A 21152-nucleotide genomic window follows, 5' to 3' on the forward strand; every position below is an offset into this window, starting at 1 on the left:
CGCCCGTGGCCGGGATGCCGGGCGACCGCCTCGGGATCCTACGTTCGTGGGGGTCGGCGGCTCGTCCGGGAGCGGTCGACACCCACGACGAAGGAGTCGACCATGACCCGACGACCACCGCGATCTCGGTCGGCGGAGCGCCCGGTGTGGTCCTGGGTGATCCTGCTGCTCGTCGTCGGCGTGATCGTGAACGTACTGGTCACGGTGTGACGGTCGGCGCGGACGCACCGGCGCGCTCCCGGGGCCCGCGGCGCGCGTCCACCGCCCACACCACCAGGGCCAGGGCCCCGAAGCCCGCGCCGAGCAGGCAGACCGCCGACCAGCCGGCCGCCGCGTACAAGGTGGTGGAGGCGATCGCCCCGACGGCGCTGCCGATCGAGTAGAAGATCATGTAGCCGCCGATCAGTCGGCTGCCGGCGTCCGGCCGCAGCGGGTGGATCAGCGTCTGGTTGCTCACGTGTACCGCCTGGACCGCGAGATCGAGCATGATCGTGCCCACCACCAGCGCCCACAGCGACTGGCGGGTGAAGGCCAGCGGCAGCCAGGACAGGGTGAGCAGGACCAGCGCGATCCCGGTGACCCGGTTCGCGTGGCCCCGATCGCTCAGTCGGCCGGCCGGGATCGCGCCGAGCGCGCCGGCGGCGCCGGCCAGGCCGAAGGCGCCGATCGCGGTGTGCGACAGGGACAGCGGCGGCTCGCTCAGCGGGAGCGCGATGCTGCTCCACAGGGTGCTGAAGGCGGCGAAGATCAGCAGCGCGAACAGGGCCCGGACCCGGAAGAGGCGTTCCGCCGCGAACAGGGTCGGCATCGAGACGAGCAGCTTGCGGTAGGACAGCCGGTCGCCGCCGGTCGCCGCGGGCCGGTCGTCCCGCCCGCGAGGCAATACCCGGTACAGGGTGTGGGCCAGGAGCAGGCTCAGCGCGGCGGAGCCGAGGTACACCGCGCGCCAGCCCGCCAGGTCGGCCACCGTGCCGGAGACGGTCCGGGCGAGCAGGATGCCCAGGACCACGCCGCCGGTGACCGCCCCGACGACGCGACCGCGTTCGGCCGGGGCGGCGAGCGAGGCGGCGTGCGCGACGACCACCTGGGTGACCACGGCGAGCAGGCCGACGCAGATCATCGCGACCAGCAGCAGGGCGGCGTGACCGGCCAGGCCGACGGCGGCGGAGGCGGCGGCCAGGAGCGCGAATTGGCCCACGATCAGCCGGCGGCGGTCGAGCAGGTCGCCGAGCGGGACGAGCAGGAACAGGCCGAGTGCGTAGCCGACCTGGGTGAGCGTGACCACCACGCCGACGGTGCCCGGGGCCAGGCCCAGGTCGTGGCCCATGGTCACCAGCAGCGGTTGGGCGAGGTAGACGCCGGCCACGGCGACGCCGGCGGCGACCGCGAACAGGAGGGTGTGGGCGCGGGAGAGCGAGGCGGCCTCCGGGTTTCCCGCCTCGGCCTCGATCCGCCTCGGACCGCCCTGTTGCTCGACCGCCATGTCACGCTCTCCCTCGAATCCGGTGGCAAGTTGCTACCGGATGCACGCTAGACGAGCTTGGTAGCATGTTGCAACCAGGGTGGCGGCGAGTGGCCACCCGATCCGAGGACGAGGAGACGACCCGCATGGTGCAGCGCACCCGGTTCGACGAGAGCACCTGCCCGGTGGCGCGCTCGGTGGACGCGATCGGCGATTGGTGGTCGTTGCTGATCGTGCGCGACGCGTTCGACGGGAGCCGACGATTCGGCGAGTTCCAGCGCAGCCTGGGCGTGGCCAAGAACATCCTGACCGCCCGACTGCGCGCGCTGGTGGCCGGCGGGATCCTGGAGGTGGTCCCGGCATCCGACGGCAGTGCCTACAACGAGTACGTGTTGACCGCCAAGGGCCGCGACCTGTTCACCGTGATCGTGGCCCTGCGCCAGTGGGGCGAGGCGCACTGGTTCGAGCCGGCCGAGCCGCAGTCCCGGCTGCTGGACCGGCGTCAGGGCCGCCCGCTGCGGACGCTGGAGGTACGCGCTGCGGACGGCCGCCCGATCGGGCCGCAGGACACGGAGGTGGAGAAGGTGCCGGAGGGCGTCGAGGCGGCGGGGGCCGAGTGAGTCGGGCCCGCCCGATCACCGCTCCGGGAGCGACACCAGCCCCAGGCACGTGAGCAGTTCGAAGAACAGGTGCTGCACGAACGGGTCCCGCTGCAGGCTCAGCAACTCCAGGATCGGCTCGGGAGGTACGCGGTATCCGGCCGCCGCGGCCCACCGCACGGCCGCCTCTGCGACGCGCGGCCGATCCTCCTCCAGCCACGCCGCGGCCTCGTCCCGGAAACGGCCGAAGTCGCCGTGCTGCCCGGCCCGGTTCCACCGATTCCCGGCCAACTGCGTGGCGGCGCTGCCCGGATCGAGCCAGCCCTCCCAGAAGTCCGTGCCGCTCAGCCCCTGGACGTGCGCGACATCGCTCTCGAACACCCCGCAGACCAACACGGGCGAACCGGTGCGCGCCGCCAGGTCGGTGAGCCAGGGGCCCTGGAAGGCGTACGGGTCCTCGAAGTGGCGCACGTGCACCGCGCGCCAGCCGTCCGCGTAGGTCCACTCGCCGTAGACCGGATGTCCGTTTCCGCCGACGTAGGGCGCCAGGTCCGCCAACGGCGTCCGTGCGCGTAATACGACGATGTCCCCGTTGAATCCCATGGCCCACCCCTTCGGTCGCGATGTCCGTTGGGGTTCAACGTAGATACCGCGTCCGACAACCGACCGGGTGTCGGGTTCAGGAGCCCGGGACCTGCTCCACGGCGCTGGTACCGCTGCCCTCCCGGGACTCCCACTCCCATGTCTCCTCCAGCCGGAGCCGACCGTCCGGCAACACCACGACGGCGCTCACGCAGTGCCCGGACGCGGTGGCGCCGGACCGGTTGAGCTGCGTGTAGCGAAAGTCCAGGGTGTCCCCGTCGCGGGTGCCGATCAGGTGGCCGCGGACGATGTCGCCGCCGCGGTAGTCGGCCCAGACCACCCCGTCGGCCTCGTGGTACGCGAAGAACGTGGACGCGTCCACCTCGCCGTGCTCGGGACGATCGAGCGGGGCGAAACCGAGTCCATCCAGGGACGGTGCGGGCACGGGGGTTCCTTCCGAGTCGGGGTACGAGGCGTGCCTCGGGGCGGTCCGGTAGTTGTCTCGGCCCTACGCGTCGGGCAGGCCCCGCCAGCGCCACTTGCCGACCCGACGCGGGTGGCCCGGGAGTTCGGTACGGCCGGTGCACCACAGCAGGGTGGGCCACGGGGCGAAGCCGGCGGGGGCGTCGGGGAACATCCGGGTCAGTACCCGGGCGCAGACCTGCCGATCGGGCTCGTAGGCCAGGTCGAGACCGGCGGCCAGGTCGTGCATGTGGACCATCACCTCGATGATGCCCATTCCGGCGAAGCCGTCCGGATCGGAGATCCCGTACGGGTGGAACGCGCGAGCCGAGTCGGGGCGGGTGGCCACCATGGTCGCGAGCAGCGCGCCGCCCGCGCGGACCGCGTGCAACATCGTGCTCGGCGTCGCGTCGTCGTCCGCCTGGATGTCCACCGGGACGTAGTCGTCCATCCGAGCGGACGCGACCTGGCCCGCGTACGCGTACAGATCGCCGACCACGTGCACCAGCGTGTACCAACAGTCCCATTCCAACCCGCCCGCCGGGCGCGACCAGTCACGCTCGCCCTCGGTGGCCTCGGTCAATACCGCGACGGCGTGTGCGACCGTCGATTCCACGTCCTGTGCCGCCTGTGATCCCATCCGGCGATTTATACCGGGGGCGGGTGCGGGGCGCATGTGCATTTGCGTCGGGATGGGACTTCCGTCGGCCGCCGCGTCCCCGGAGCGAGCGCCATGTCCACTGCCGCCGTCACTGCCGTGACGATCGCGCCGATGCGTCCCGAGCATGCCGGCCAGGTGCTCACGATCCATCAACTCGGCATCGACACCGGGAACGCCACGTTTCGGGAGCGGGCGCCGGGATGGGCGGAACTCGACGCGGGCAAACTGCCCGGGCACCCTTCGCCGCGCTCGACGAGTCGACCGGCGCGGCACCGGGTCGGGACGCGCGGCGCGGGGCCGGTCGGTCGGGGAAGCGGGGCCGTCGGATCCCGGCGTTGGTATGCCTTGACCTCTTGGGCACTCGGTGAATAATCGAGATCGTTGTAGTGATCAAGGATGTGGAAGTTCGGCTTGGGGTGGGCCGGTCCGGTGCGCGGCGAACACACCTCGCGGCGGGCCGTCCGCCCGGAACGAGGAGACGGTACATGCGCGCGATCCTGCACACCGCCACGGGCGCCGAGATCCGGGACGATGTCACCGTACGTGACCCGGAGGCCGGTGAGGTCCTGGTCCGGATCGTCGCGACCGGGGTCTGCCACAGCGATGTCAGCGTGCTGGAGGGCGTCATCGAGTGGCCCACGCCGTCCGTGCTCGGGCACGAGGGCGCCGGCATCGTGGAGAAGGTCGGCGCGGGGGTCGGTTCGGTGGTGCCGGGCGACCACGTGGTGATCACCACGATCGCCGCGTGCGGGATGTGTCGGCACTGCCAGACCGGACACCCCAACCGTTGTCGCCAGACGCTGGGCAACCGGGGCACGCCGTTCGCCATCGGCGACGAGCCGGTGTGGAACTTCGCGGGGGCGTCCACCTTCGCCGAGTTGACCCTGGTCAAGGAAATCCAGTGCGTGACCATCCCGAAGGACGTGCCGCTGACCTCCGCGTGCCTGGTGCCGTGCGGCGTGGTCACCGGCGCGGGCGCGGTGCTCAACAGGGCGAACGTGCTGCCCGGCCAGACCGCGGCCGTGATCGGCCTCGGCGGGGTCGGCCTGTCCGCCGTCCAGGCGTTGCGGCTCAAGGGCGCCGGCCGCGTGGTCGGCATCGACACCGTGCCCGGCAAGTTCGAGTTGGCCGGCAAGTTCGGTGCGACCGACTTCGTCAAGTCGGGCAAGGACGTGGACGTCGCGGACGAGATCCGCACGCTCTTCCCGTACAGCGACGAGGTCAAGGTCGGCGTGTTCGGCGCGGGCGGCGTGGACTGGATCTTCGAGTGCACCGGCATCCCGGCCGTGCTGGAGAACGCCATGGAGGCGCTGGACTGGGGAGGCACGCTGATCGCCGTCGGCCAGCCCGCGCAGACCGCGACCGCCAACATCCGGATCGCCAACCTGCTCCAGTGCGACCGGGGCCTCCTGGGCACCCGCGCCGGCGGCGTGCGTCCGCACGAGGACATCCGGGCGATCGTCGAGCTGTACCGCCAAGGCAAGTTCGACCTGGACGCGCTGGTGTCCAAGGTCTATCCGGCCGACGGCTTCCACGACGTGCTCGACGACATGCACAACGGACGGATCGCGCGCGGCGTCATCGCGTTCTGAGGCCCGCCCGGACCGGACCGCCCGGCCGGATCGCCGATCCGCCCGGCCCGCCCGCCGGACGCGGATCGCCGATCCGGCCGGCCGCCCGAGAGGACCGCCCGACGCATGACGGACGACACCCGAGCCGGTACGGACCTGCCCGCACTCGACCCGGGCCCCGAGTCCACGCCGCCGCCCGCCGCCGGCAACTGGGGCCGCTGGGGCGCCGAGGACGAACGCGGGGCGCTCAACCTGATCGAGCCCGCCGGGGTCCGGACCGCCGCGCACGAGATCCGGACCGGGCGCTCGTACTCGCTCGCCCTTCCCATCGTGCGCGGCAACCAACCCGCCTTCGACTTCCGCGGCACGCCACAACGGCTGACGCTGGTCAGTCAGACCGACGCGATGTACGAGGGGTTCGAGGGCGGCGACGACGTCGGCTCGAACGAGGACGTGCTGATCATCCCGTCGCACAACCTCACGCACATGGACGCGCTGTGCCACGTGCAGGCCAAGGGACGGTTCTACAACGGCTTTCCGGCCGACAGCTTCCGCTCGCACACCGGCGCCGGCCGCTGCGGGATCGACAAGCTCGGCGCGTTCGCGACCCGGGCGGTGCTGCTCGACCTGCCGCGGCACTTCGACAGGCCGTATCTGGAGGGCGGATACAAGATCACCGGCGCCGATCTGGCCGGGTGCGCCGAGCGGCAGGGCGTCGAGGTGCGCGCCGGCGACGCGCTGTTGGTTCGTACCGGCTACCTGGACGAGTACCGGGCCACGGTCGCCGCCGGCCGCGAGCCCTCGTTCGCACAGCCCGGTCTGTCGCTCGACGCGGTGGACTACGTCCGGGAACACGACATCAGTGTGGTCGGCGCGGACAACAGCGCGATCGAGTGCATTCCGTTCGATGATCGGTTCTTGTCGGTCCACATCGCGTTGCTCGTCGAATCCGGTGTGCCACTGCTCGAACATCTATGGCTGAGCGAGCTTGCCGAGGCGATGGCGGAAGCCGGCGCCTATTCGTGTCTGTTGTGTGTGGCCCCGCTTCCGGTCACCGGTGCAACGGGGAGCCCCATCAATCCGGTTGCCATTGTCTGATCGTCTGACGACTGACATAGTCCATGGGCAGGTCGTCTCGGTCTCGTTTCCTCCGTCGGGACCGAGGCGACCGCTTGACGGCCGCTCGGCTGCGGATAACAAACAAGTGTGATCACACATGATCGCGAGTGCGTCGGTGGGCGCGCCGCGGACCCCGCCGCGCGGTATTTCCGGAGTCGAAGCCCTGTTCGTTCGCCCGGCCGCCCGCTGTCCGCCTGTTCGCCAAGGCCGCCTTCGGCCGCGATGTGCGGCGGGCTCGGAATCCGCTCCGAGTTATGCACGTTATCGCACAGTATTAAATTGACGCAGTCAAGGACTGCTATCATGGCCGGGTGAACTCCACCGAAAACGTCGAAGCGATCCAGCGGGCGCTGGAGGCACTGCTTCGGCGCCACGCCAGCCGCCGAGTATACGCGGGCCAGGCCGCCGCGGCGGGCGCGACCATTTCGCAGCCCGCCTATGTGCTGCTGCGCCGCATCGAGAAGCAAGGCCCGCTCCCCATGGGGGAGTTGGCGCGCATGACGAACATGGACCCGGGCGCCACCGCGCGCCAGGTCGGCCAACTGGAGCGGGAGGGCTACGTCCGGCGTTCGCCCAGCCCGGACGACGGGCGGGTCAGCCTCGTCTCGCTCACCCCGCGCGGCGACTCGGTCCGGCGCCGGCTCAACGACGTCATGGACCGGCGGATGAGCGAGATGCTCGACCGCTGGAGCGACGCGGACCGCGAGACGTTCGCCGCGCTGTTGCAGCGATTCGTCGAGGAGATGGCCGAGGGCGAGATCCCCGCGGCCGTCGAGGACCCCGCCGTCTGAGCACACCTCGACCCGCCTGACTATTCGTCATATCCCAAATTGCCAGGGCTCCTTGTCGGTGACATTCGACAAGGAGCCCTGGCAATTCGCCGGCCGGCCGCCGCACGAATGACTGCGCGGATCACCCGACGGTCGCCGATTTATCGGCGCCTATTGCCGAAACCGACCCCTGCCGCGCCGAGCCGGGGAACTCGGCGTGGTTCTCCGCGCCGTGCCGCCATTGTGTGAGCGGGGGTGCGATCGGGGTCGGGGGAGGTTTCGGGCCGATCGGGTCGCCTGCCGTCGCGCGTGCCGTTGCTCTTCTCGCCGTGGCACGTCGGAGTCTTCACAAGGGGCATCCGAGCATGCACACTGTCTGTAGTCGGACCGTAACTCATGTCGAAGGACGCTCATGGACGAACACGGCGACGAACACGAGCGCGATCCCGATGCGCCCGACAACGACGGCGGGCGCCTGTTCGTCACCCTCGTGGACGGCACGTGGTACACCCTGCCGGCCACGATCGCAGGCATCCGTGAGTCCCTGCCGGAAGAGCAACGCGCCAAGTTCATGGACGAGATCGAGCACACGCCCGCTCGTGACATGCCCCTGACGCTGTATCGATGGGCGGAGAAACCCACACCGGTCCCGGCGGCCATGCGCCGGATCCACGACTGGGTGCAGGGGATTCACGAGGAAGCGGAAGCGGCCGTCGTCATGGGGGTGGATCGTGCGGACGTACTCGATCAAGTGGACTCCCGATTGCGAGAAGGCCCGCCGCAATCTTCCGAGTAGCCAGCGGCGAGACCTGGACAACGGCATGGCCCGCATCGCCAACGACCCATACGGGTCCGGGTCCAGTGCCACATACAGCAAGGACAGGCGCACGGCGACCTGCGGAAGCGTCATCGTGATCTACCAGATCACGACAAGTGAGCTTCTGGTGACCGTTGTTCAGCTCGTGGGGTGACGCACGGCGCGGGTGAGGGCGGCTGCACGGCACCGGTCGGGTGGTCGCCCTTGGTCGAGGCGTCCGGCGTCGAACCGTCCGCCGGATCTGCCCACTCCGCCACGGGGCCCATGGGGCAGTCGGCTCGTTCGAGGTCTGCCAGGAGGGCGAACCATGCGTGACCGTTCGGTGGTTGCACGACGGCCAACGTGCCCTTGTCCACGGCCCACATCTCCATGAGCGTGCCGTTCGGTCGCTTCGTCGCGTCTTCCGCCCCGACGTAGGCGACGCGCGCGTGCAGGACCGGGGGAGGGGGCCGGAGGATGACCAAGTCCCGCATGTGGCACACGAATTCGATGCCGACTCGCAGGCGTAGGTAGACCTGCCGACCCTGCACGTCCATCAGCACGCCCTCGCGGCCCGAGTACGCGTCGCGACACCACGCGTGCCGGTAGCGCTCGAAGAACGCGCGGCCCTTGTCGAGATCCTCCTGCGTACTCCCCGAGACTCGCCCTTGGGCGCTCATCGCGATCCCCGCCCACCCGAGTACGGCGCGCGAGACCGCACCGACAACCGCCAGGCCCGCCACAGCCGATGCGAACGCAGCCGCCGAAGCAGCGTCGGGCGCGAGGCAGGTGGGCGCGGGGGAGCCTCGGCGTCCGGTCCGTCGACCCACTTCCGGACCAGCAGGAGCAGTTGCTCGTCCTGCGCATCGCGATCCAGCGTCGACACGCGTGCCGAGCTTCGCTGGGTCCAGCCGATTCGATCTGTCATCTTGATGACGTGTCCCTTCTCGTTGCGGGGCACGTAGGGGGCGAGACGCTGTCCAGGCATTCACTCGCCCCCTACCCCATCCCTCTTCGTGGCGGAGCGCCGCTGCGATTGCAGTAGGTGGTTATTCGGCCACTCTGTGGTTCAGGATCGGCCCTTCGGTTTAGCCTTTGAAGCAGCCCACCGTTGCGGATCCGATTGGAACGAAAGAGGGGTACGCGCGTGCGATTCCGGGAGCGTCGGACCGATCCGACAAACGGATCACCACGCCAACGCGTGGCCGCTCAGATTCGCGAGCATCGAACGCGAGCCGGCATGTCCGTAACGGAGTTGGCCGACGTCGTGGGCTACAGCAAGGCATCGATGAGCCGCTTCGAAACGTGTGACAGCCCGGTTCCCGAAGAGTTGTGCCCCAAGCTCGATGCCGCGTTCGGCACGAACGGACTGTTCACCGCCCTGTTCGAGATGCTGCGCGGCGTGCGGTTCCCGGATCGGTACCTGGAATACATGGGGCTGGAGAACGACGCCTTCGGCTTGAGGGAGTGGGCAGGTTTCCGCATTCCCGGACTGCTTCAGACCCCGGCATACGCCCGCGCAGTTTTCCGGGAAGCGGACCGGGGAGCAACCGACGAAGAGATCGAAGCGCGCGTCGCCGCCCGGATGAGCCGACGCGCAATCTTCGACAAAAACCCAAGCCCCTACTTCACGGCGATCCTTGACGAGTCGGTCCTTCGCCGCTGGATCGGTGGACCGGTAGTCATGGCGGAACAACTTGTTGCCCTCCTGCCGATGATGGACCATGCGCACGGCACCGCCCGGGTGTTGCCCCTTTGCCGTGGCGAATTCGGCCTGAGTGAGGCGACGCAGATCGTGATCGAGTTGGAAGACGGCACGTCACTGATCTACGTGGAAGGCAGTGCGAGTGGGCAGATTCTTGAGGACCCGGACGTCGTCACGATGCGCAAACGGACCTACGATCGGGTGAGTGCCTACGCCCTGACCCCGAGGGAATCGGCAACCATGATCCGCGCCGCAATCAAGGAGTACGAGGCATGCACACGATCCTCGATCTGAGCACCGCTGCCTGGCGTAAGTCGAGTTACAGCAACGACGATCAAGGCGCGTGTGTCGAAGTGGCCGATGACTTCCCGGGCATCGTGCCCGTCCGTGACAGCAAGGACCCGGGTGTCGGGTTCCTGGTCGTGCCTGCCGCTTCGTGGGGTGTGCTCGCGGCGTCGTTGCGCGGCTGACGGCGGGGTGCTTCGGGTTCACCGGTCGAGGGGGCGGGTGGGGTCGGCGAGGGTTTTGCGGATGTCGGCGGGTGGGCGCCCTGCCATCTGTGCATGGCACGACGCAGGGCCCGCGCGTCGCTGAATCCGGTGCGGGCGGCGACGACGCGCACGGGGAGGGTGCCGTCGCGGAGCAGGTCCGGGGCGAGTTGTTCGCGGGTGGCCCGGACTTCGTCGCGCCAGGTCGTTCCGTGCTCGCCGAGCCGGCGTTGCAGGGATCGGGGGCTGGTGGCCATCCGGCGGGCGACGGTGGCCGGCGAGAGGTCGGCGTCGCGCAACGCCGCCTCCAGCGCGATACGAAGGACCGCGTGCCAGGTCAGGACGGATTTCGCGGAGGCGATGGACAGTTCCGCGTGATGGCGCAGGACCTCGCGCAGGCCGGGCTGCGTGTGCGGGAGCGGGGCGTGGGCGTCGTCGGCGAGGAACGTGATCGTGTTCGCGGGGGCGCCGAATTCGATGCTGCGGGTGCCCGGGAGATCGGCCGGAGCGCGCGTGTCGGCGGGTGTGCCGTGTCGGAAGGCGGCGTGCACGGGGGCGACGGGGCGGCGCAGCGCCTCGGTCGCGCGCCGGGTGAAGAGCACGGCCGCGAACTGCTCTATCGCGGCGACCACATCGGCTCCGGCCGGGCCGGTGGTGTGGGACAGGGTCAGCAGGCGGCCGTCGTCGACGACGGATATGCGCTCGGCGTCCGGGTCGCCGATGACCGTGACGTAGCCGCCCGCGCTCGCCAGTGATTCGGCGAGTGTCGCGCCCGAGGTGAACAGGTAGTCCCAGACGCCGAAGGATCCCAACGGGGCCATCGCGGCGGCGTGCAGTCCGGCGCCCGGGGCAGGGCGGCCGGCGATGATTTCCTCCCACAGCACCAGCGCGGCGGTGGTCGGCACCCGGACGAAGTCGTCCGCGAGCACGCCGTCCTCGAACCCGGGCAGGCGTTCGAGCCGCTTGGGCGGCATTCCGGCCCGGCGGGCGACTTGCAGCATGAAGCGGCCATACGGGCGGAGAAGGTTCCGTTGAGCACGGTTTCCCAGGCTAGATCATCCGAGCCGTTCCCGTTGGTGCGCCGGAGCCCCTGTTTGGCGCGTTCGGCCCCTCGTCGGCGGTACGCGGCGCCCATACGTTCGAGGTAGAGCCGAAGCGCGGATATCCGCCCGGCCGGGCCGGCGCACCCCTGCGAACGGAAACGGAACTCTGCCATGAACGACGCCGGCGCGCCGAGCGCGAACACCCCGGCCGTAGCGGTGACGGCAGTTCGCGTTCCTCGACCCGGACGCCATCCGCCCGGAGATCTACACGCCGTCCGAGTGTCGACCCCGTCGATGCCCCGACCTGCGGCTTCTTCCAAACGGCGGTCCCCGGGCCGCCACTCATCCGCCCACCACCGCCACCTCGCCGGGGTCCTCGCCGGGCCGACCCGGGTCGCCGTGATCGCCGTCGAGCCGGCCGGCACTCGCGCTTCGCCCCGCCGGTCGCCTGACATCCGCCAAAGAAAGGAAGTTCGATGATGCGCATCACCGTGGACATGAACCTGTGCGAGAGCCACGGCCAGTGCGTTTTCGCCGCGCCGGACGTCTTCGCCTTCGACGACGACGACTACCTCGTCTACGAAGCGGAGCCGTCCGACGCCCGTCTCGACGAGGTCCGCACCGCGGCGGCGATGTGCCCGGTCCGTGCCATCGGCATCCTCGGCACCCTGGGAGCCGCGGCGTGAAGCGCGTCGTGGTGGCCGGCGCGTCGCTGGCCGGCCTCCGGGCCGCGCAGACGCTGCGCGCCGAAGGATTCGCCGGCGAGCTGGTCCTGGTCGGCGCCGAGTCCCATCTGCCCTACGACCGGCCTCCGTTGTCGAAGAAGCAGCTCACGGATGCTCTGCCGGTGTCCGCGACGGATCTTCCGGTGCCCGGGGACCTCGACGCCACCTGGATCCTCGGCACGCGTGCCGACGGCCTCGACGCGTACGGCCGGACCGTGCGGCTGTCCGACGGACGCGACCTCCCGTACGACGGACTGGTCATCGCCACCGGTGCCGCCGCGTGCGTGCCGGCCGCACTCCTCCCCCTGCCGTCCGGCGTGCACACGCTGCGTACCCGGGAGGACGCCGCGTCGTTGCGCGTCGATCTGCGGCCCGGCCGCAGGGCCGTCGTCGTGGGTGGCGGTTTCCTCGGCAGCGAGATCGCGGCCGCCGCTCGGGCCTGCGGCCTCGACGTCACGCTGGTGGTCCCGGAAAGCCGACCGCTGGTGCGGCAAGTAGGCTCCGCCGCCGGTGAGTTCATCACCCGTCTGCACGACTCGGCCGGCATCCGAGTGCTCCCCGGGTACCGGGTCAAGGCGCTGGTCGGCGGTCGGCGGCTGACCGCGGTCGGTCTCGACGACGGCACCGAACTCGCGGCGGACATCGCGGTTCTCGCCCTCGGCGCGGTCCCGAACGTCGCGTGGCTGGCCGGGTCCGGCATCGCACTGGCCGGCGGCGTCCGGTGCGACGAGCGACTGCGCGTGTTGTCGATCGACGGGACGCCCATGCCGGGCGTCGTCGCGGCCGGCGACGTCGCGGTCGTTCCGCACCCGCACCCACCGAACTCGGACTCGCGTTCCGCGTCGCGCGCGGCGGTCTACGACGGGAACCGCAGCTCGCTCGGGCACTGGAGCAACGCCGTGGAACAGGCGGCTGTCGCGGCGCGCACGCTCGTGCACGGCGATGCCGCGCGCCCCCTGACCGCCATCCCGTCCTTCTGGTGCGACCTGCACGGCATCACGCTCCGCGGGGTCGGCCTGCCGGCCTCGGCGGACGAGGAGCGCACCCTCGAACGCAACCTGGTCGACCGCACGTTGGAAGTCACCTACCACCGTGAGGGCCGCTTCGTCGGCGCGGTCGCCATCGGCCGCAACAGTCGCATCGCCGCGCACCGCCGGGTGCTGGCCGAGGCCGAACTCGCCCGGGTCTGAAGCCGCTTCGGCCGCCCCCGCGGGCAGCCGCACGGTCCCATCCCACAAGGAGCAGCAGATGAGCATCCACATCGCCGACATCGCCATCCCGGACAGCAGGCTCGCCGCCGAGGCGACCGAACTCGTCCGCGAAGCCACCGACGACCTTCTCTACCACCACTCGCGACGCGTGTACCTGTGGGGCGCGCTGCACGGGCGCCGCCTGGGCGTCGCAGCCGATCCGGAACTCCTCTACATCGCGGCCATGTTCCACGACATCGGGCTCACCGAACCGCACCGGGCCTCGGGCCGCCGCTTCGAGATCGACGGAGCCGACGAGGCCCGGGCCTTCCTCGTCGCGCACGGCATCGCCGACGAGGACGCCCGCCTGGTCTGGGAGGCGATCGCCCTGCACACCACGCCGGAGATCCCCACCCACATGGATCCCGTCATCGCGCTGACCACCGCGGGTGTCGAACTGGACGTCCTCGGCATCGGCTACCACGACGTCTCGGCCGAGGAGCGCGCCGCGGTGGTCGCCGCGCATCCGCGCCCCGACTTCAAGCGGCGCATCCTCCGGGCGTTCACCGACGGGATCGCCCCCAAGCCCGCCACCACCTTCGGCAACATAAAGGCCGACGTCCTCGACCGGTTCTCCCCCGGCTACGTGCGCCCGAACTTCGTCGGCATCGTGGAGGACTCCGACTGGCCGGAGTGACCCCACGAGCGCTGCGGATGCCCCGGATGCCCCGGGGCATCCGCAGGACACGCTCGTGGAGCGCGACCGGAGTACCTCATGGAGCGAAGTACTAGGCCAGGCCGGAGAAGTCGATGTTGCCGACGGTGAGTCCGGCGTTGAAGCCGCCGTCCAGGTTGATGTTGACGCCGTTGAGGAAGCCGGAGGCGTCCGCGCCCAGGAAGGCCAGGGCGAGGGCGACGTCGCGCCCGGTGGCGAGGCGGCCGTTGCCCTGGGAGATGTTCCAGTCGATCACCTTGTCGGAGATCGTCTTGCGGAAGTCCGGCAGCAGCGGAGTGTCGATCGGCGACGGGCACACGCTGTTGATCCGCAGGCCCTTGGCGGCGGCCGTGCGGGCGTAGTGCATCGTGTAAACCTGGACGATTTCCTTGCTGTAGCTGTAGGCGTCGCTGCCGAGTTCGTTGCCCGCGAGCCACTCCTGCGCGGCGTCCCAGTCCTCGATCGCGAGCAGTTGCTTGATCGCCTCCAGGTGGGCCGGCCAGGAAATGCCGGCGATCGACGCGGTGTTCACGATCGCGGCACCCTCGGGCAGCGCGCCCTTGGCGACCAGCGCCTCGGTCAACCGGCGCAACGAGAGGTAGTTGATCGCGAACACCGTCGGTGCGGGCAGCGTGCCGGCCACACCCGCGTTGTTGAACAGCGCGTGCACCGGGCCGTCGATCGCGGCGACGGCGGCGTCCACCGACGCGGCGTCCGACAGGTCGGTCCGGACGAACGTGTGCGCCGAGCCGGTCGGCTCCTTGAGGTCGAGCACGGTGATGTGCTCGGCGCCCTGCTCGGCCAGCACCTCGACCAGGGCGGCCCCCACACCCGAGAAGCCCCCCGTGACGACAACGCGCTTACCCTCGAACCCGAACGGGTTGGTCATGGTGAGAAGTCCCCTCGTGACAATGGTTGGTCAGACCCTAGGATCACTCCTTGATCTGGTCAACAATCCGCTCGGCGCACGCCCCGCGAAGCGTCAGGCCGGGCGTCGTGACAGTGCCAGCGAGGCCAGGAACCCGCCCGCCGCGCAGATCGCCGCCGCGCCGAACGCCGTGGCGATCCCGTGGGTCAACAGGTGTTCGGCGGATTCGCCCGCCGACCGGTCGCGGGTCGCGGCGCCGAACACCGTGACCCAGACCGCGAGTCCGAGCGTGCCGCCGATCCACTGCATGGTCTGCATCAGGCCCGAGGCGGCGCCGGACTCGCGGGGGTCGATGCCCGACATGCCGTAGGTGCTCATCGTCGGCATCGCGGCACCGACGCCGGCCCCGATCAGCAGGAGCGGTCCCAGGACGCCGCCGACGTAGGTGTCGTGCTCGCCGAGCCGGCCGAGCCAGGCCAGACCCACCGCCACCATCCCCACGCCGACCGCCGCGGGCCAGGCCGGACCGACTCGGCGGACCAGCGCCGGCGACAGGCGCGCCACGGTGAACTGCGGGCCCATCAGGGGAAGGAAGGCCAGGCCCGCCTCGACCGGGCTGAAGCCGCGCGCCTCCTGGAAGTACTGCGCCAACAGGAACAGCACGCTGAACATCGCGGCGCCCACCAGCGTGATCGCGGGCAGCACCCGCGCGAGGGTGCCGCGCGTGGCCAGGCGCAGCGGCGTGAGCGGTTCGTCGGTGCGCTTCTCGACGAGCACGAACGCGGCCAGCAGCAGCGCGGCGGCGACCAGCGAGGCGATGGTCTGCGGATCGCGCCAACCGTCCGAGGCGGCGCGGATGAATGCGTACACCAGCGCGCCGATGCCCGCCGTCCCGGTCAGCGCGCCCGCGAGGTCGAACCGCCGCGGCCGATCCGTGCGGACCCGCGCGGGCTCGGTGATCAGCCGCGACGCGAGCACGATCAGCAGCACGCCGAGCGGCACGTTGATCAGGAACACCCAACGCCACGAGGCGAGATCGGTGAGCGCACCGCCGAGCACCAGCCCGACGGACGCGCCGCCGCCGAGGACGGCGGAGTACCAGGAGATGGCCCGCGCGCGAGCCTGCCCCTCGAACGTACTGACGATCAGTGCCATCGTGCTCGGCCCGGCGAGCGCGCCGCCCAGACCCTGGAGCACACGCGCCGCGATCAGCCACCATGCCCACGGCGCACACCCGGCGAGCAGTGAGGCGAGCGTGAAGAGTCCGGCGCCGGCGATGAACGCGCGTTTGCGGCCGAAGACGTCGCCCAGTCGGCCGGCGAGGAGCAGGAAGCCGCCGAAGGCCAGCGTGTACGCGTTGAGCACCCATGACGTGGAGGCGCGTGACATGTCGAGGGCGTCCCCCATTCGGGGCAGTGCGAGGTTGACCACCGTGACGTCGATGCCGATCAGCAACATGCAACCGGTGATGACGGCCAGGACCAGCCCGGGGCGCGGTGCGGCCGAAGCCGACCCGCTCGATGGTGGCCCGATTTTGGGCGTGGCGGCGGATGTGGACATGGCGAGACCCCCGAGGTACGAAGCTGGGATTCGGGCAGCGCGAATCGGCGCGCCCGGCGGCGCGCGGACGAGTGCCGGAACGGCAGGAACGGCCGAAACCAAGAGACGAGAACGTCTCTTATGGCGAGCTTAGGAGACTCTGGAGTCTCTTACAAGCGTTCGGGGATAATCGGGGTACGACCCGAAAGAGGTGACCCGCGTTGGGCTCCCGTACCGACCGCCAGAGTGCCGACGAGCCGTTTGCCCGGGACGCGACACCCGTCCGGCGGCGCGGACGTGCCCTCGAACAGGCCATCTACCAGGCGGTGTTCGACCAGATCCTGGAGGTCGGATACGCGGGCCTGACGATGGACGGCGTGGCCGCGGCGGCCGGTACGGGCAAAGCGCCGCTCTATCGCCGCTGGTCCGACAAGCAGGCCCTGCTCCTGGACGCGTTCCGCGACCGGCTGCCCGTCGCCGAGGACGTCGAGTTCGTCGGCGACCTGCGCGGCGACGTGCTCTCGATCCTGCGTTTCATGTTCGGTGCCTGCACGGTCGGCGCGGACACCGGCTTCCGGCAGGCCAAGCAGGATTTCGCCCAGGCCCACGAGCTGATCCGCGAGCGGGTGTCCGCACCGGCCCGAAACATGATGCTCGACGTCCTGCGGGCCGGGGAGGCCCGCGGCGACGTGCGCCCCGGGGCGGCGACCCCGTTGGTCGCCCGCGTCGGGATCGCCGTCCTCGTCCATCAGAACCTCACGGCCCCGGAGGAGTTGGACGACGCCTTCCTGGAACGCATCGTCGACGAGGTGGTCCTGCCGCTGGTCCGCCCGGTCCGGTGACGGCGTCGACTCCGGGCATCGTCACTTGATTTAGTCAAGGACTCGACCTACCTTCGCAGGGTGATCCAGTTCGCCATGCACGACGGGGTTGCCGTCGTCACGCTCGACCGGCCCGACCGGCTCAATGTGTTCTCCGGCGGGATGGGTGCCGCCCTCGGCGACGCGTACGCGCGCTGCGACGCCGACGACGCGGTGCGGGCGGTGGTGCTGACCGGCGCCGGGCGGGCGTTCTGCGCGGGGGCCGACATGTCGCCGGCCGCGGACAGTTTCGCCGGGCCGGGGGAACGGTCGGGCGCCGGTCCGCGCGCGTTCAGCGCCTCGCCCGTACAGCCGCCCGCCTGGGCCGTGCGCAAGCCGGTGATCGCGGCGATCAACGGGCACGCGATCGGCATCGGGTTCACCCTGGCGATGCAGTGCGACATCCGGATCGTGGCCGAGGACGCCAAGTTGGCGATTCCCCAGGTCCGGCGCGGCATGGTGCCCGACGCCCAGTCGCACTGGACGGTGCCGACCGCCACGTCCCGGGCGGTGGCCGCCGACATCCTGTTGACGGGGCGTACGTTCCGCGGCGGCGAGGCCCTCGCGCTGGGGCTCGCGTCGCGTGCGCTGCCCGCCGACGAGGTGTTGCCCGCCGCGATGGAGATCGCCCACGACATCGCCACCAACGTGCACCCGGTATCGGCCGCGCTGACCAAGCGCCTGTTGTGGGCGGACGCCGGCCCGGACGAGGTGGAACGGCTGGAAACCGCCTATCACCGCATTCTGATGGGCACCGAAGACGCGCGCGAGGGCCCGCGCGCCTGGTCGCAACGGCGCGCACCGCGCTGGACCGGCACGGTCACCGGCGCGTGGGACCGTGTACGCGCGGCGGAAGCGGAATCCGCCGAATCCTCGGTACAGGAGAACAAGTGACGCCCCCTCAGCTCGATGTCATGGCAGCCGGCCTCACCCTGCGCGGCATGCAACGCGCCGCAGCCGCCACCGAGCGGGCCGGCTTCGACGGGCTATGGCTCACCGAAGGTGGTCGCACCGCGTACACCGCCGCGACCGCTGCGGCGTTGGCGACCGAGAGCCTGACCGTCGGCACCGGCATCGCGGTCGCGTTCGCGCGCAGCCCGATGGTCACCGCGTCGGCGGCCTGGGAGTTGTCCGAGGCCACCGGCGGCCGCTTCGTGCTGGGCCTGGGCACCCAGGTACGACCGCACATCGAGCGGCGCTATTCGGCCGAGTTCGACCGGCCGGGACCGCGACTGCGCGAGTACGTCGGCGCGTTGCGGGCGATCTGGGCGGCCTTCCGGGGCGAGGAACGGCTGCGCTTCAAGGGTGACTTCTATCAATTCACCCTGATGACGCCGGAATGGACGCCGGGCGGCTCGATCGCCGACCCGCCGATCTACCTGGCCGGGGTCAATCCGTGGATGTTGCGGATGATCGGCGAGGCGGCCGACGGCCTGCACATCCACCCGCTGCACAGCGTGCGCTACATCCACGAGGTGGTCCGTCCCGAACTCGCCGCCGGCGGCGCGGCGGATGACTTCGCGCTGGTCTGCCCGGTGATGACCGCGACCGGCGACACCGAGGAGGAGATCGAGGCCGAGCGCGCCAAGCTGCGCATGCGGCTGGCCTTCTACGGCTCGACGCCCGGCTACGCCAAGGTCTTCGAGACGCACGGCTGGGACGACCTCCAGCCCCGACTGCACCGCCTCTTCGGCGCCAAGGACCGGGCCGGCATGGCCGCCGCGATCGACGACGAGGTGCTGGACACGCTGACGGTGACCGCGCCCTGGGACGGCTTGGCGCAGGCCCTGATGAGCCGATACCGCGGGGTCGCCACGCGCGTCGTCGCGTACTCGGCGGTGAGCACGTGGCGCGAGGACACCGAGTCGGTCGAACGCTGGACCGAGGTCGCCGCGGCTTTCCACGACCTGGGCTGAGGAAAACGTAGGGACACGGAATCGGGAACGGAGGGCGGGGGAGCGGTCGGGGTCCGACCACGACAGTGAGCTGACGGGTCGTCAGGGATTTTCTACCCCATATCGGGATCGAATACCCGTCGACCCGGTCATTGCTCTTCCCCGCGCCTCCGCGCCGTGCTAAACACTGTCAAACAGTTCGGCTGGAGAGCACCGATCCGGTTGGTAGCGTCCACGAGATGCACGCCCGCCCCATCGAGGCCGAGCGGCGCTTTGCCCCCAAAAATTCCGTACAAAACCGGACGTGTCGCAGTGGTGACACGTGTCCGGCGCGCGCCCCTGCACAGAACGGAAAGTACCGGTATGTCTGCGACCGTTGAAGTATCCGCGAAGCCGCCGGAGCCCGAATCCGACCCATCCTCGGTCGACACCGGTCGACTGGAGGGGGTGTCCAAGGGCCGAGTCTTCGCCGTCCTGGCCGTCGTGGTCATGTTCTCCGAGGTCGTGCCGCTCCAGTACGCGATGATCTCCTCCGCCGTGCCGGAGATCGCCCCGTCCTTCCGGTCCGTCGGCGAGAGCATCTCGTGGATGGTGGTGATCCTGGGCCTGGTCGGCGGCGCGGTCAGCCCGCTGATCGGCAAGCTCTCCGACGTCTACGGCAAGAAGCGGCTGCTGCTCGCGACCAGCGTGTCGTTCCTGCTCGGTTCGCTGATCTGCGCGCTGACCAGCTCGTGGCCGCTGTTCCTGGTCGGCCGCGCGCTCCAGGCGGTCGCGTTCGGCATGACCGCAGTCGTATACGGGCTCATCCGCGACCTGATGCCGCGCAAGTTCATCCCGGTCGCGATCGGCGTCTCGGCCACCGGGCTCGGCCTCTCCGCCGCGCTCGCGCCGGTCGTCGGCGGGCTGCTCACCGAGCACTACTCCTGGCGCTCGCTGTTCTGGTTCCTGGTCGTCTACATGCTCGTGCTGATCCCGCTGCTGCTGGTCGTGGTGCCGGAGTCCAAGCTGCGCGTGCCGCAGAAGGTGGACTACGTCGGCGGTGTCATCCTCGGTGTCGGGCTCGCGTTGATCCTGCTCTACATCAGCCAGGGTCAGGCGTGGGGCTGGGGCAAGCCGTCCGCGTTCGGATACGCGATCCTCGGCGTCCTGGTGATCGGCGCGTGGGTGTTGTGGGAGAAGCGGGTCGAGAACCCGATCATCGACCTCAAGCTGCTGACCGCCCCGCGGGTGGCGCTCGTGCTCGGGATCGCGTTCCTGGCGAACATGATCATCGGCATCCAGAACTACCTCACCAGCTACATGGGCCTGACCCCGGACGACGTCAAGCAGAGCACCCTGGACAAGTACGGCGACGGCGCCGTCCAGGGCGCCAAGGCGATGGGCGCGCCCGAGGCGATGTGGGCCGGCATCGCCGACCAGGTCAAGGCGGCCGTCTCGTTCAACGACTCGCTCGACTACGCGCTCGGCTTCACCCTGCTCGGCCTCGCCCTGCACGTGCTGATCTGGCAGTCCCTGTCCAGCATGATCGCCGGCCCGCTGGCCGGTCTGTGGGGGCAGCGCCGCGGGCTGCGGATGCCGATGATCGTCGGCGTCGGCACGCTGACCGTCGCGGGCTTCATGTACCTGTTCCTGCACGACTCGTGGCAGCTCATGCTGCTCTGCGGCGTGGTCTACGGCATCGGCTTCGGGATGTACTACGCCGCCGCGCCGAACCTGATCATCGAGGCCGTACCGCAGGAACAGCAGGGCATCTCGTCCAGCATGCTGGTGGTCGCCCAGTCGTTCGGCGCCTCGGTCGGCGTCGCGCTGCTGTCCCCGATCTTCACCAACAACCGCCTGCGGATCACCGGTCCCTCGCCGACCGGCCAGGGCACCGCCACCAACGACGCGTGCGACGTACGAGGCTGCACGTACACCACGGACGCCTTCACCACCGGCTTCTGGATCCTGATCGCGTGCGGCGTGCTGGCGCTGGTGATCGCACTGGTGATGAAGCACGGCCGCAAGCCCGCCACGGGCGGCCTGCTGCACTGAGCGGCGGCCGCGATCCGGCGCCGCGGTGGGCGCCGGATCGGTCGGTCGCCCGCCGCGCGCGATCCGAC

General features: G+C 70.4%; 22 protein-coding genes and 1 pseudogene. 14 read left to right on the forward strand and 9 right to left on the reverse strand.

What is annotated here, in order from left to right; genetic code table 11:
• Window positions 1-199: 199 nt before the first annotated feature.
• Window positions 200-1483: an MFS transporter gene (locus tag ABZ374_RS24120; protein WP_360314329.1), complete on the reverse strand. Its 1284-nt coding sequence runs from the start codon at window positions 1481-1483 to the stop codon at window positions 200-202.
• Window positions 1484-1608: 125 nt separating this feature from the next.
• Here ABZ374_RS24120 and ABZ374_RS24125 point away from each other — a divergent pair, with 125 nt between their 5' ends.
• Window positions 1609-2082, forward strand: a complete 474-nt coding sequence (locus tag ABZ374_RS24125; protein ID WP_360314503.1) for a helix-turn-helix domain-containing protein — start codon at window positions 1609-1611, stop codon at window positions 2080-2082.
• 15 nt (window positions 2083-2097) lie between these two features.
• Here the strand turns inward: ABZ374_RS24125 and ABZ374_RS24130 are convergent, their stop codons facing one another.
• The 3 genes from ABZ374_RS24130 to ABZ374_RS24140 all read right to left on the reverse strand — a co-directional run bounded on the left by ABZ374_RS24130 (window position 2098) and on the right by ABZ374_RS24140 (window position 3745).
• Entirely contained in the window at window positions 2098-2664 is a 567-nt protein-coding gene (locus tag ABZ374_RS24130) for a hypothetical protein (protein WP_360314331.1), read from the reverse strand.
• 76 nt (window positions 2665-2740) lie between these two features.
• Window positions 2741-3088: a hypothetical protein gene (locus ABZ374_RS24135; protein WP_360314333.1), complete on the reverse strand. Its 348-nt coding sequence runs from the start codon at window positions 3086-3088 to the stop codon at window positions 2741-2743.
• Between the two features lie 63 nt (window positions 3089-3151).
• Complete coding sequence (locus ABZ374_RS24140; protein ID WP_360314335.1) at window positions 3152-3745, reverse strand: hypothetical protein; 594 nt, start codon at window positions 3743-3745, stop codon at window positions 3152-3154.
• Between the two features lie 506 nt (window positions 3746-4251).
• On the opposite strand from ABZ374_RS24140, the gene ABZ374_RS24145 reads away from it, so the two are divergent.
• From ABZ374_RS24145 to ABZ374_RS24160, 4 genes are all read left to right on the forward strand, one after another.
• Complete coding sequence (locus tag ABZ374_RS24145) at window positions 4252-5358, forward strand: alcohol dehydrogenase catalytic domain-containing protein (protein ID WP_360314337.1); 1107 nt, start codon at window positions 4252-4254, stop codon at window positions 5356-5358.
• 105 nt (window positions 5359-5463) lie between these two features.
• The gene (locus ABZ374_RS24150) at window positions 5464-6435 is read left to right on the forward strand and encodes a cyclase family protein (protein WP_360314339.1); all 972 of its coding nucleotides are present in this window, start codon (window positions 5464-5466) and stop codon (window positions 6433-6435) included.
• Window positions 6436-6767: 332 nt separating this feature from the next.
• Window positions 6768-7247, forward strand: coding sequence for a MarR family transcriptional regulator (locus tag ABZ374_RS24155; protein ID WP_360314341.1), 480 nt, complete (start codon window positions 6768-6770; stop codon window positions 7245-7247).
• Window positions 7248-7638: 391 nt separating this feature from the next.
• Window positions 7639-8022 carry a hypothetical protein gene (locus ABZ374_RS24160; RefSeq protein ID WP_360314343.1) on the forward strand — a complete coding sequence of 128 codons (384 nt, stop codon included), beginning with the start codon at window positions 7639-7641 and terminating at the stop codon, window positions 8020-8022.
• Window positions 8023-8150: 128 nt separating this feature from the next.
• Here the strand turns inward: ABZ374_RS24160 and ABZ374_RS24165 are convergent, their stop codons facing one another.
• Together ABZ374_RS24165 and ABZ374_RS24170 are read right to left on the reverse strand one after the other, a co-directional pair.
• The gene (locus ABZ374_RS24165) at window positions 8151-8702 is read right to left on the reverse strand and encodes a hypothetical protein (protein WP_360314345.1); all 552 of its coding nucleotides are present in this window, start codon (window positions 8700-8702) and stop codon (window positions 8151-8153) included.
• The gene (locus ABZ374_RS24170) at window positions 8699-8950 is read right to left on the reverse strand and encodes a hypothetical protein (RefSeq protein ID WP_360314347.1); all 252 of its coding nucleotides are present in this window, start codon (window positions 8948-8950) and stop codon (window positions 8699-8701) included. Before ABZ374_RS24170 ends, ABZ374_RS24165 begins: the two co-directional genes overlap by 4 nt.
• 273 nt (window positions 8951-9223) lie before the next feature.
• On the opposite strand from ABZ374_RS24170, the gene ABZ374_RS24175 reads away from it, so the two are divergent.
• Together ABZ374_RS24175 and ABZ374_RS24180 are read left to right on the forward strand one after the other, a co-directional pair.
• Window positions 9224-10021, forward strand: coding sequence for a helix-turn-helix transcriptional regulator (locus ABZ374_RS24175; RefSeq protein ID WP_360314349.1), 798 nt, complete (start codon window positions 9224-9226; stop codon window positions 10019-10021).
• Window positions 10000-10197, forward strand: a complete 198-nt coding sequence (locus tag ABZ374_RS24180; protein ID WP_360314351.1) for a DUF397 domain-containing protein — start codon at window positions 10000-10002, stop codon at window positions 10195-10197. The genes ABZ374_RS24175 and ABZ374_RS24180 overlap by 22 nt, the downstream gene beginning before the upstream one ends.
• A gap of 80 nt (window positions 10198-10277) precedes the next feature.
• Here ABZ374_RS24180 and ABZ374_RS24185 read toward each other — a convergent pair.
• Window positions 10278-11216, reverse strand: a pseudogene (locus ABZ374_RS24185) (AraC family transcriptional regulator ligand-binding domain-containing protein); the annotation flags it as partial.
• A gap of 521 nt (window positions 11217-11737) precedes the next feature.
• Between ABZ374_RS24185 and ABZ374_RS24190 the strand changes: the two are divergent.
• The 3 genes from ABZ374_RS24190 to ABZ374_RS24200 are packed head-to-tail and all read left to right on the forward strand — an operon-like array spanning window position 11738 to window position 13870.
• On the forward strand, window positions 11738-11944 hold the full coding sequence (locus ABZ374_RS24190; protein ID WP_360314505.1) for a ferredoxin: 207 nt from the start codon (window positions 11738-11740) through the stop codon (window positions 11942-11944).
• On the forward strand, window positions 11941-13173 hold the full coding sequence (locus ABZ374_RS24195) for an FAD-dependent oxidoreductase (protein WP_360314353.1): 1233 nt from the start codon (window positions 11941-11943) through the stop codon (window positions 13171-13173). Before ABZ374_RS24190 ends, ABZ374_RS24195 begins: the two co-directional genes overlap by 4 nt.
• Window positions 13174-13231: 58 nt before the next feature.
• On the forward strand, window positions 13232-13870 hold the full coding sequence (locus ABZ374_RS24200; protein WP_360314355.1) for an HD domain-containing protein: 639 nt from the start codon (window positions 13232-13234) through the stop codon (window positions 13868-13870).
• A gap of 91 nt (window positions 13871-13961) precedes the next feature.
• Here the strand turns inward: ABZ374_RS24200 and ABZ374_RS24205 are convergent, their stop codons facing one another.
• Complete coding sequence (locus ABZ374_RS24205) at window positions 13962-14777, reverse strand: coniferyl-alcohol dehydrogenase (protein WP_360314357.1); 816 nt, start codon at window positions 14775-14777, stop codon at window positions 13962-13964.
• Between the two features lie 93 nt (window positions 14778-14870).
• Window positions 14871-16316: an MFS transporter gene (locus ABZ374_RS24210; protein ID WP_360314359.1), complete on the reverse strand. Its 1446-nt coding sequence runs from the start codon at window positions 16314-16316 to the stop codon at window positions 14871-14873.
• Window positions 16317-16516: 200 nt separating this feature from the next.
• Here ABZ374_RS24210 and ABZ374_RS24215 point away from each other — a divergent pair, with 200 nt between their 5' ends.
• The 4 genes from ABZ374_RS24215 to ABZ374_RS24230 all read left to right on the forward strand — a co-directional run bounded on the left by ABZ374_RS24215 (window position 16517) and on the right by ABZ374_RS24230 (window position 21084).
• The gene (locus ABZ374_RS24215) at window positions 16517-17137 is read left to right on the forward strand and encodes a TetR/AcrR family transcriptional regulator (RefSeq protein WP_360314361.1); all 621 of its coding nucleotides are present in this window, start codon (window positions 16517-16519) and stop codon (window positions 17135-17137) included.
• Window positions 17138-17197: 60 nt separating this feature from the next.
• Window positions 17198-18049, forward strand: coding sequence for an enoyl-CoA hydratase-related protein (locus ABZ374_RS24220; RefSeq protein ID WP_360314363.1), 852 nt, complete (start codon window positions 17198-17200; stop codon window positions 18047-18049).
• A complete protein-coding gene (locus tag ABZ374_RS24225; RefSeq protein ID WP_360314365.1) occupies window positions 18046-19071 on the forward strand; it encodes a TIGR03617 family F420-dependent LLM class oxidoreductase in 1026 nt (341 codons plus the stop codon). The genes ABZ374_RS24220 and ABZ374_RS24225 overlap by 4 nt, the downstream gene beginning before the upstream one ends.
• Before the next feature lie 342 nt (window positions 19072-19413).
• The gene (locus tag ABZ374_RS24230) at window positions 19414-21084 is read left to right on the forward strand and encodes an MFS transporter (protein ID WP_360314367.1); all 1671 of its coding nucleotides are present in this window, start codon (window positions 19414-19416) and stop codon (window positions 21082-21084) included.
• The last annotated feature ends 68 nt before the right edge of the window (window positions 21085-21152 follow it).

The organism is Embleya sp. NPDC005971 (genome assembly GCF_040629175.1).
GTDB lineage: Bacteria > Actinomycetota > Actinomycetes > Streptomycetales > Streptomycetaceae > Embleya.